The 9,062-nt window shown below is 62.0% G+C and carries 13 protein-coding genes; 6 read left to right on the top strand and 7 right to left on the bottom strand.

Annotation, left to right across the window (positions count from 1 at the left end; translation table 11 throughout):
• The 3 genes from QZ501_RS15110 to QZ501_RS14030 form a co-directional block, all read right to left on the bottom strand.
• Window positions 1-149, bottom strand: a 149-nt coding sequence (locus tag QZ501_RS15110; protein ID WP_363174796.1) for a hypothetical protein, incomplete at its 3' end; no start/stop codon positions are given.
• An 11-nt stretch (window positions 150-160) separates the two neighbouring features.
• Window positions 161-661 (bottom strand): MFS transporter, encoded by a 501-nt coding sequence (locus QZ501_RS14035; protein ID WP_295720372.1) that lies wholly within the window; start codon window positions 659-661, stop codon window positions 161-163.
• Window positions 662-745: 84 nt separating this feature from the next.
• Window positions 746-1,243: a TspO/MBR family protein gene (locus QZ501_RS14030; RefSeq protein ID WP_295720370.1), complete on the bottom strand. Its 498-nt coding sequence runs from the start codon at window positions 1,241-1,243 to the stop codon at window positions 746-748.
• A gap of 91 nt (window positions 1,244-1,334) precedes the next feature.
• On the opposite strand from QZ501_RS14030, the gene QZ501_RS14025 reads away from it, so the two are divergent.
• Window positions 1,335-1,730 (top strand): thioesterase family protein, encoded by a 396-nt coding sequence (locus QZ501_RS14025; RefSeq protein ID WP_151441269.1) that lies wholly within the window; start codon window positions 1,335-1,337, stop codon window positions 1,728-1,730.
• Complete coding sequence (locus QZ501_RS14020) at window positions 1,730-2,044, top strand: cupin domain-containing protein (RefSeq protein WP_295720367.1); 315 nt, start codon at window positions 1,730-1,732, stop codon at window positions 2,042-2,044. The genes QZ501_RS14025 and QZ501_RS14020 overlap by 1 nt, the downstream gene beginning before the upstream one ends.
• Before the next feature lie 42 nt (window positions 2,045-2,086).
• On the opposite strand, the gene QZ501_RS14015 is transcribed toward QZ501_RS14020, so the two are convergent.
• Window positions 2,087-2,671, bottom strand: a complete 585-nt coding sequence (locus QZ501_RS14015) for a DUF1439 domain-containing protein (protein WP_295720365.1) — start codon at window positions 2,669-2,671, stop codon at window positions 2,087-2,089.
• Between the two features lie 17 nt (window positions 2,672-2,688).
• On the bottom strand, window positions 2,689-3,918 hold the full coding sequence (locus QZ501_RS14010) for a pyridoxal phosphate-dependent aminotransferase (RefSeq protein ID WP_151441266.1): 1,230 nt from the start codon (window positions 3,916-3,918) through the stop codon (window positions 2,689-2,691).
• Window positions 3,919-4,108: 190 nt separating this feature from the next.
• Here QZ501_RS14010 and QZ501_RS14005 point away from each other — a divergent pair, with 190 nt between their 5' ends.
• On the top strand, window positions 4,109-5,095 hold the full coding sequence (locus tag QZ501_RS14005; RefSeq protein ID WP_295720362.1) for a D-2-hydroxyacid dehydrogenase: 987 nt from the start codon (window positions 4,109-4,111) through the stop codon (window positions 5,093-5,095).
• Between the two features lie 12 nt (window positions 5,096-5,107).
• On the opposite strand, the gene QZ501_RS14000 is transcribed toward QZ501_RS14005, so the two are convergent.
• Window positions 5,108-6,274 carry an isocitrate/isopropylmalate family dehydrogenase gene (locus QZ501_RS14000; protein WP_295720359.1) on the bottom strand — a complete coding sequence of 389 codons (1,167 nt, stop codon included), beginning with the start codon at window positions 6,272-6,274 and terminating at the stop codon, window positions 5,108-5,110.
• 140 nt (window positions 6,275-6,414) lie between these two features.
• Here QZ501_RS14000 and QZ501_RS13995 point away from each other — a divergent pair, with 140 nt between their 5' ends.
• Together QZ501_RS13995 and QZ501_RS13990 are read left to right on the top strand one after the other, a co-directional pair.
• The gene (locus QZ501_RS13995) at window positions 6,415-7,182 is read left to right on the top strand and encodes an EAL domain-containing protein (protein WP_192497385.1); all 768 of its coding nucleotides are present in this window, start codon (window positions 6,415-6,417) and stop codon (window positions 7,180-7,182) included.
• Entirely contained in the window at window positions 7,182-7,532 is a 351-nt protein-coding gene (locus tag QZ501_RS13990; RefSeq protein ID WP_160898527.1) for a hypothetical protein, read from the top strand. Before QZ501_RS13995 ends, QZ501_RS13990 begins: the two co-directional genes overlap by 1 nt.
• On the opposite strand, the gene QZ501_RS13985 is transcribed toward QZ501_RS13990, so the two are convergent.
• Complete coding sequence (locus tag QZ501_RS13985) at window positions 7,464-8,438, bottom strand: LysR family transcriptional regulator (RefSeq protein ID WP_202405601.1); 975 nt, start codon at window positions 8,436-8,438, stop codon at window positions 7,464-7,466. The genes QZ501_RS13990 and QZ501_RS13985 overlap by 69 nt on opposite strands.
• 326 nt (window positions 8,439-8,764) lie before the next feature.
• Between QZ501_RS13985 and QZ501_RS13980 the strand changes: the two genes are divergently transcribed.
• A partial coding sequence (locus tag QZ501_RS13980; RefSeq protein ID WP_295720355.1) for an acyl-CoA dehydrogenase family protein occupies window positions 8,765-9,062 on the top strand: 298 nt, incomplete at its 3' end.

Genomic DNA, 9,062 nt, shown 5'->3' with positions numbered 1-9,062 from the left:
CGCTGGGCCCGTGGTTCCTCGGCCAGTTCGGTCTCCAGGTACTTCTCGGGGACCGTGTAGTAGGTGTGGATCCGGTTCCGGTCGCTCTCGCGCTCGACCATGATCGAGTGGGCGGCCGTCGCGAAGGCGAAGGAGACCGTGCGAGGCATCGCCGAGATATTCACCCAGACCTCGCCGGCGGTCTCGTCGCGGTTCCCGTCCGATTCGGCGGCCTCCGCGGGGACGGCGCCGCCGCCGGCGCAATGAACATGATGAGCCCAATGAGCCCGAACAGCCTCGCTGAATCCGCGCCCTCTGCCTGGTCCCGCACCAGTGCTGGTACGGAGACGGCGCAGAGCGCGCCCCCGACGCCCTGGCTGGCGCGCCAGGCGAGCATTTCCGTCAGGGAGCCGGCCTGGGCAACCATCAGGGCTGAACCTGCGAATAACGCCAACCCACTGAACAGGATGCGCTGCCGGCCATACCGATCTGAGAGAGGGCCGCCGACCAGCTGGGCCAGCCCGAGAGTCGCAACGTAGGCGCTCAGGGTGAGTCCCACGTCCGCATTCTCAGTGCCGAACTCCCGCGCGATGGTTGGAAACGCGGGCAGGTAGGCATCCAGTGCCAGGGGGCCCAGGGCTACGGTCATCCCCAGCAGAATGGCCAGCTGCATCTGTGGCATGCAAAGGGTCTCCGGATCAAAACGGCCATTCTAGCACTGGTAAGAAAGCAGTGCTTAGGGAGCTAATTAGTAGAGGTACGGACGTCAGCCCAGAGCCACCGGGTTGAGCTGCCAGACGGTGTAGTTCAGAGCCACCGCCAGGCTGACCCAGAGCAGGTAGGGCAGCAGCATCAGGCCCGCCAGTCGGTGGGCGCGCAGGAAGCTGATCAGGGTGGCCAGGATCATCAGCCAGAGCAGCACAACAGTGGCGAAGGACCAGGCTCCAAGGTGCCAGACAAAGAACAGCCAGCTCCAGAGCGCATTGGGGACCAGTTGGACCAGGAAAAGCGTTAGTGCCTTGGGCGCGCCGCGGAAACCCGAGCGACGCCAGACGAGCCAGACTGCGACCGCCATCAGGGTATAGAGCGTGGTCCAGGCCGGGCCGAACCAGGCGGCCGGCGGTGCCCAGGCGGGCTGGGTCAATGACTGATAGAACCCGCTGGCGTTGACGGACGCCACGGCGCCAAGGACCGCGACCGCCAGCATGAGGGCAATCCAGGCTGCCAGACCGGCCAGCTGTTTACGTGTTGAAATACGTGCCATGTAAGATCCCCGGCTTCTGTAGTGGACAGGTATTGTGAATCCTATACGCTGGTCAGCGTTCTGACGCTCAACCGCCATAAGGAGACTCTGGATGTTCCACCATGAAATCGAACCCCGGTTCAACGAAACCGATGCGCTGGGCCACATCAGCAACACCGCCTTTCCGGTATGGTTCGAGCAGGCGCGGATGCCGGTTTTCCGGATTTTCCACTCCTCGCTGGATTTTGAGCACTGGCCGCTGATCATTGCGCGGCTGGAGGTTGATCTCAAAGCCCAGAGCTATTGGGGCACGCCTGTGACGATCCGTACCGGCATCGGGAAAATCGGCAATTCCTCGTTCCATGTTGTTCAGGAAGCCTGGCAGGGTGACACTCAGGTAGCCCGGGGCGTTGCCGTTCTGATCCATTTCGATTATGAGACCGAAACTGCATTGGCCATCCCCGACGATATCCGGGAAAAGCTGAATCAGCATCTCGTGGACGCCTGATGGATAATCTGCTGTCATCCCTTCCGCAGACGCTCGACGGCGAGGCATTTGAATCCATTCTTGAGGCGAGCCACGTCCGTATCGAGCGGATTGTCTCAAGAGGCCATACCTCACCAGACTACGGCTGGTACGATCAGGACGAACACGAATGGGTCCTGGTGTTGGAGGGCGCGGGAACTGTGCTGTTTGAGCAGGGCCCGGAGATCCACCTGAAGAAAGGCGACCACCTGACGATTCCCGCCCATTCAAGGCACCAGGTCAGCTGGACTGACCCGGAGACTGTGACGGTCTGGCTGGCGGTGTTCTACCGCTGACAACAGCAGGGCGCGTATTTCGCCTGGCTGGTGAAGCGTCAGCTACCGGATTGAACGCTGCACGTCATCCCCGGAGCCGGCGGGCACCAGAACCAGTCGGCCGGGCTGGACGTCGATACGCAGGTTCATCATACCGAAGAGTCGGGCGCCAGTGTCCGCCTCATCCAGCCGGTAGACCGGGCGTTCGTTAAGGAACTGCGCGGCAATGTCTGACAGGGTCCCGGTCACCGGGGAGAGATCAAACGCGCTGCCGGCGGCTTCCACATGGGTGGACAGCACCTTGAGATTGCGGATGTAAATGGCCTTTTCCTCCGCCTCATAGACCGGCGTGCCCTCGACGCTGAAATTCAGGTCAATGGGAATCCTCGGCGCCTGGAGAACGGCGCGCCCACCGAAATCGACCACTGCCACATCCCGATCTTCCGGGCCAATGGCCACATCGGCGCTGGTCAGTTCCAGTGTGACGGGGAGGCCGCGGTCGCTGAGATCCCGGGAAAAATCCGTGATCCGTTCACTGATGTGTTTCTCTACGGTGGACTCATCCACGCTGTAGGGGGAGAAGCTGGCGCAGCCACCGGCGAAGGCCGGCAGCAGCACCAGGAGCAGGGTCTTGGCAATCCGTTTCATCGGAGTCCTTATCTCTGTCACAGGTTCTGTTTCTTCATCCAGGGGATGATGCGCTCAAAGGCTTCCTGGATCCGCTCGCTCGTGGTGGAGAACGAGAACCGGATCGAGTTGGTGCAGTGTTCCCCAAAGGCGTCGCCGGGAACCGCGCAGACACCGGTCTCCTTGAGCATACGCAGACACAGGTCCGAGGCGTCCACATGATCCGGCAGGTCCGGGAAGATGAAGAAACCGCCATTGGGCTTATAGCCGGTCAGATACGGTGTCTGGTTCACCAGATCGACGATCAGGTCCCGCCGCTCGCGGTAGATCTCGATCATGTCCCGTACGCTCTGCTGGTCGCCCTCCAGGGCTGCCACGCCGGCGAACTGGGCTGGTGTGTTCGCCACCGATGTGGTGAACATATGGTAGCGCCTCAGTTTCTTGATCGCACCCTGGCTGGAGATGATCCAGCCCACACGCAGCCCCGCCATACTGTAGGTCTTCGAGAAGCTGGAGATGCACATCAGGTGGTCCAGGTCCGTCCCGCAGCTGAGTACGCTGGAATACTCCTCGTCGTCCAGCACAAGGTGGTCGTAGACCTCGTCACTGAAGACCTGGATGCCCCGGAAGGCGCATTCCTCGACGATCCGTTCAATGGTGGACTTGGGGTAGACCGCCCCTGTCGGATTGTTCGGGGAGTTCAGCACCACCGCGAAGGTACGCATGCTGATGTTCTTGATGATGTCGTCCGGATCGAGCTGATGGCCGTTTTCAGGACGCGTGGGGATGAACTTCACCTCGCCACCGTTCATTCGGATGAGCGGTGCGTACAGCAGAAATGATGGATCCACCACCAGGAACTGGCGCCCGGGCGCGGCGGTGGCTGAGAGCGCCAGGTACATGGCCTCGGTTGCTCCGCTGGTCACCAGGATGTTCTCGGTGGAGAGCTTGCGGCCGTAACGGTTTCCGTAATAGTCACGCAGCGCCACCAGCAGTTCCGGCAGGCCGGCGTCCATGGTATAGCCGGTCTGGCCCGCCTGGATGGAATCCACCATAGCGTCGGTCACGTGCTTGGGGGTAGGCAGGTCCGGCTGGCCGATGGACAGATGGATGACATCATCCATTTCCGCGGCCATGTTGACCATGCGGCGGATGCCCGGCACCGGTATCGCCTGCATCGAGGGATGCCAGCGGGCCTTGGTCTTGCGATAGGTCAGCTTACGCTTGGGCGCGCTCTCGGGTACTGCCTTGCCTGCCGACGTAGCCATTAACCGCTCTCCCATACATCAATGAGTTCAAACAATCGGACATCAACCACAATGGCCAAGATAGGGGTGGAAAGCAAGAACAGGTAAGGGTAATCCCGTAAAGCGAGACTCTGGTGTGGCGCACCCTGAGCATGGCATTACGTGGATTGAGGCTCTACCCTGAGAGGACGCCAATCAGCAGGAGAGCACCATGGCCAGCACCGAGACACGCCCCGTGATCACCGTCCTTACAGCGCCGGACGAGGAGCGTCCGCCGGGGCTGGACCCACTGTTCGAACGGGCCGAGGTCCGCTTTGCCTGGGACGCCGATACCCTGCGACAGACACTGCCGGGTACCCGCATCATGATGGTGACCGATTTCCGCACCGATGCCCTGCGCGAGGCCTGGCCCTCGGCGGAGAGCCTGGAGTGGATCCATGCAACCAGTGCCGGGGTGGATGCGCTGATGTTTCCGGAGCTGGTCAACAGTGGGGTCACCGTTACCAATGCCCAGGGCATCTTTGACCGCAGCATTGCCGAATACGTGCTCTGCACCATCCTGATGTTCGCCAAGGACTTTCCGCATTCGATCCGGCTGCAGATGGCCCACCAGTGGCAGCACCGGGACACCGAGCGGGCTCAGGGATCGCGTGTTCTGGTCGTGGGGGCGGGTTCAATCGGGCGCCAGATCGGGCGCCTGGTGACGGCCGTGGGCATGGAGGCGCACGGTGTGGCCCGCCGGGCCCGCAGTGATGACCCCGATTTCGAGGCCGTCCACGACAATGACGCGATCCCCGAGCAGCTCGGTCTGGCCGATTACGTGGTGATTGCCGCGCCGCTGACGCCGGCAACGGAGAAACTGTTTGATGCGAAAGCCTTCCAGGCCATGAAGCCGACGGCCCGGCTGATCAACATCGGTCGCGGGCCCATCGTGGATACCCAGGCACTGGTGGAGGCACTGCAGAGCGGCGAAATCGCCGGCGCGGGGCTGGATGTGTTCGAGGAGGAGCCGCTGCCCTCCGATCACCCGCTCTGGGCCATGGAGAATGTGACCATGACCGCCCACATGGCGGGTGATTTCATCGGCTGGAAGAAAGCGCTGACCGAGCAGTTCTTCGATAACCTCGACAACTGGGTGGCGAGGCGCGACTTTTTCAACGTGGTTGATAAGGCATCCGGGTACGTCCCCAACCGATGAGGTTCCGGGCGGTCACTGACCGCCCAGTCGTGCCAGGATCGCGTCGCCTACAGCATCAGTGGTGCGCTCTTCGTGTCCGTGTTCCGCCAGGTCGGCGGCCACGGCGCTGTACAGTGCGTGGCCAGCACGTGCCAGTGCCGGCCGCTCCTCTCCCAGCCAGTCCAGCATGCGCGCTGTTGTGAACAGCATGGCGGTCGGGTCAGCTCTGTTCTGGCCCGCGATATCCGGGGCGCTGCCGTGAGTGGGCTCGAACATGGAGGGCTGGCTGCGGTCGTCCGGGTTGAGGTTGCATGAAGGCGCCACGCCCAACCCCCCGGAGATGACCGCCGCAAGATCCGTCAGGATGTCGCCCTGGAGGTTGCTGGCAACCACGACGTCGAAGGCCCAGGGGGCCTGGACGAACTTCATGCAGGCGGCGTCCACCAGTTCGTGGTGGGTGGCCACATCCGGGTAGTCCTTGGCGACCTCCGCGAATACCTCGGTGTACATATCCCCCCAATGGCGCAGGGCGTTGCGCTTGGTGATCAGACAGACCTGGCTTTCCAGCTGTTCCCCATCAGGATTCCCGAAGGTCCGGGGTTTACCGGTTTCATGGCGTTCACCGGCACGCTTGCGGGCCCGTTCAAAGCCAAAGCGGATGATCCTTTCGGTGGCGAAGCGGGTGAAAATTTCCGTCTGGGTAGCGATTTCGCCGGGCTGGCCCTGGCGCAGCCGTCCACCCTGGCCGACGTACTCACCTTCACTGTTCTCGCGGATGACCAGCATGTCCGTATCCGCTGCGCGCGGGTCGGCCAGGTACTGCCGGGCGCCCTTGAGCTGGTGCGCCGGGCGCTCGCAGACCCACTGGTCAAAGCCCTTGCGCATCTGCAGCAGCGGGCTGAGAGAGACACTGTCGGAGAGGACATAGCGGTGAGGGTCCCGGCTGGGTCCCGGGTCACCCAGAGCCCCCAGGAGAATGGCGTCATAGCCGGCCAGTCTGGTCATGGCGTCCGCCGGCATCATGTCGCCGTTGCGGCGGTGCCACTCTGTCGAGGGCCACTCGAAGACATCCCATTCGAGCAGGAGATCGTATTGTTGCCTGAGATGGTCCAGAGCACGCAGGGACTGCTGGATTACATCGGGCCCGATACCGTCGCCAGGGGTGACGGCGATGCGTGTGGGCTTGCTTGAGGTGGCCATGGTCAGATCCTGATTTGACGCCGGGTGACATTTTTTACTGTAGGCGCTCTTGTATCTGTGGCAAGTTCTATACTGAAATCAGAGCAGGAATCCGTGTAAATACCGGTTTCACCGTCTGAAGCGTTTTTTTGGGAAGGGGTATGGAAGAAGAGGAGCTGTTTGACCAGTCGCACTGCGAGCACTGTGCCTGCGGTGCTGGCCTGGACTTTGATTTTTCCTTCGCATTCCAGCCAATTGTGGATGCGGACACCGGCGGGATTCTGGCCCACGAGGCGCTGGTACGCGGCCTCAATGGCGAGGGGGCCGGGGAGGTTCTCGGGCGGGTGACACGCAAGAATATGTACCGGTTTGACCAGGCGTGCCGGGTCAAGGCGGTGAAACTGGCATCGGAGCTGGGCATGACGTCCAAGCTGTGTATCAATTTCATGCCTAACGCGGTGTACCGGGCGGAGACCTGCATCCAGACGACGCTGGCGGCGGCGAACAGGTATGATTTCGACACCAGCCGGCTGGTTTTCGAGTTCACGGAAGTGGAGAACCTTGCGGATACCGATCATCTGATCAGCATCATCGATGCCTATGAAGAGATGGGGTTTGACATTGCCCTGGATGATTACGGGGCCGGTTATTCCCGGATGAACCTGCTGACGGACACCACCCCGGAGTACCTGAAACTGGACATGTCGCTCATCCGGGATGTGGAGCAGTATCCGCGCAAACAGGCGGTGATCGAGGGAGTCCTGCTGACGAATGACCGTCTCGGTATTGCAACCATTGCCGAAGGCGTCGAGACTGAGGCCGAGTATCAGTGGTGCCGTGGCATGGGGATCCGCTATTTTCAGGGCTATCTGCTGGCCAGACCGGGGTTCGAGACGCTGCCGTCCCCCTATATTCCGAGTGACCATTAGTGTTCTATCGCGTGATTATCTTCGTTATCGGACTGGCTCTGGTTGGCCTGACCTTCGCACTCATGTGGGCGGGCGCCGGATTCTTCCTCGACCGGATGGGTGAGAAGGAGCGTGTGTTCGAGCGCGCCCGCCTGATCGCCATCTGGACCTTTGCTGGTTTCGGGATCGGGCTGCTGTTCATGGGCCTGGGCGGGCCGGTACTGGGAACGGTGGCGTTCTACCGCAGTGCCCGGGCCACCCTGCCGCACATCAGTGAAGCCAGGGTCCTGCTCTGGGGCTTTTCAGTGGTTCTCCTGAGTACCCTGGTGGCCGGAGGTCTGCTCTTCGGTGGTCTGGCCCTGGTCGCCTGATCCCCCGGGCGTTTTCAGGGCGTGGAGCCGTTCCCGGAACCAATTGAGAGCCGGTTCACGTTCGTGCTGGCGGTGCCAGTAGAGATGCACATCCACCTCCGGCATGCCTTCGGGTGGCTCCAGAAGCGCGACATCCAGGTACTGGCCGATGATGTCCGCATAGGCCTCGGGCATGGTCACCAGCAGGTCCGTCTCAGCTGCCACCCGGCAGGCTGCGAAATAATGCTGGCAGCGTAGTGCGATCCGGCGCCGATGCCCGCGGGCACTGAGCGCGAAGTCCTCCAGCCCCTGACCCTCGGCCCGGGATGAGACCAGCACATGGCCGGCGGCGAGGTAACGCTCGAGGGTCATGCCCTGCCGGGCGATGGCCGAACCCCGCCGCGCCACCACCACCAGCCGGTCCTCATGCAGGCGTTCATGGGCGGTCTGGTCGCTCACCGGCAGCAGGACATCCACCGCGAAATCCAGCTTGCCCGCCGCCAGCTGCTGCTCCATCTCCCGTCGGGGCACCCGTTGGCTGACCACCTCGATCCCCGGATACTGCGTCATCTCCTGCATCAGCGGCGGCAGAAAGGTCGCCTCGAGCACATCCCTGAGCGCGATGTTGAATACCCTGGGCTGCTGCTCGGGGGTGAATTCATGGAAGGCGTTCAGGGCGGAGTGAATCTCACTCAGAGCCGGGTGCACGGAACTGGCCAGGCGCTGGGCGAGGGGCGTGGGCACCATGCGGTTGCCCTGGCGGCGGAAAAGGGCATCGTCGAACTGCTCGCGCAGCCGTGCCAGGGAGTGGCTGACGGCGGGCTGGGTGAGGTGCAGGATCTCGCTGGCGCGGGTGAGACTGCCTTCGCGGTAGATGGTGATGAAGACGGTGAGCAGGTTCAGGTCGAGGCGGTTACCAGGGATCATGAAGGAGGCTCTCTGTATTAGCAATCTGCATAACGTGCAATGAGGATAATTCAGTAGCCTTATCCGGTACAGGTTTCTACACTTTCAGTATCAATCGCGCAGGGGTGCTTCGGGGAGGCTTCTGCGGGAAACGCCACGAGTACTTTTCAGCTGCGCTGTCCTGCTCCGCTGAAAAGTCCAGGGTTTACGTCCGTGTAAACCCGTTTGCGCTTGAGCGCGCAAACCCATGTAGGCTGCTCTTCCGCCATCCATGGCTCCAGAGCTTCCCGCAGAAGCCTCCCCGAAGCACCCCCTCAGACACCTGTGAAAGCAGCCGGAGGTCCCCCATGGACTTTGAGCTCTCAGAAAAAGGCCAGGATTTCTACAACCGGGTCTGTCAGTTCATGAAAGACGAGATTGAACCCATCGAGGCGGATTATTTCCGCGAACTGCACAGCCTGGACAACCCCTGGGTGGTGCTGCCGGTGATCGAAGAGCTCAAGGCCAAGGCGAAGGCCCAGGGGCTGTGGAACATGTTCCTGCCCAAGAGTGACCTGGGCGCCGGGCTGAGCAACGCCGATTACGCGGTGATCGCGGAGCAGACCGGGCGCAGCTTCATAGCGCCGGAGATCTTCAACTGCAACG

Origin of the sequence: uncultured Halovibrio sp. (assembly GCF_913056445.1) — a bacterium.
GTDB classification, from domain to species: domain Bacteria; phylum Pseudomonadota; class Gammaproteobacteria; order Pseudomonadales; family Oleiphilaceae; genus Halospina; species Halospina utahensis_B.
The sequence above is the reverse complement of the archived record's forward strand: the minus strand, read 5'-3'. Positions and strand labels throughout refer to the sequence as shown.

Coding starts and splice junctions, on each gene's coding strand:
- QZ501_RS14010 (WP_151441266.1), bottom strand. CDS start 3,918: ATGGCTACGTCGGCAGGCAAGGCAGTACCCGAGAGCGCGCCCAAGCGT.
- QZ501_RS14005 (WP_295720362.1), top strand. CDS start 4,109: ATGGCCAGCACCGAGACACGCCCCGTGATCACCGTCCTTACAGCGCCG.
- QZ501_RS14025 (WP_151441269.1), top strand. CDS start 1,335: ATGTTCCACCATGAAATCGAACCCCGGTTCAACGAAACCGATGCGCTG.
- QZ501_RS13995 (WP_192497385.1), top strand. CDS start 6,415: ATGGAAGAAGAGGAGCTGTTTGACCAGTCGCACTGCGAGCACTGTGCC.
- QZ501_RS13985 (WP_202405601.1), bottom strand. CDS start 8,438: ATGATCCCTGGTAACCGCCTCGACCTGAACCTGCTCACCGTCTTCATC.
- QZ501_RS14015 (WP_295720365.1), bottom strand. CDS start 2,671: ATGAAACGGATTGCCAAGACCCTGCTCCTGGTGCTGCTGCCGGCCTTC.
- QZ501_RS14020 (WP_295720367.1), top strand. CDS start 1,730: ATGGATAATCTGCTGTCATCCCTTCCGCAGACGCTCGACGGCGAGGCA.
- QZ501_RS14035 (WP_295720372.1), bottom strand. CDS start 661: ATGCCACAGATGCAGCTGGCCATTCTGCTGGGGATGACCGTAGCCCTG.
- QZ501_RS14000 (WP_295720359.1), bottom strand. CDS start 6,274: ATGGCCACCTCAAGCAAGCCCACACGCATCGCCGTCACCCCTGGCGAC.
- QZ501_RS14030 (WP_295720370.1), bottom strand. CDS start 1,243: ATGGCACGTATTTCAACACGTAAACAGCTGGCCGGTCTGGCAGCCTGG.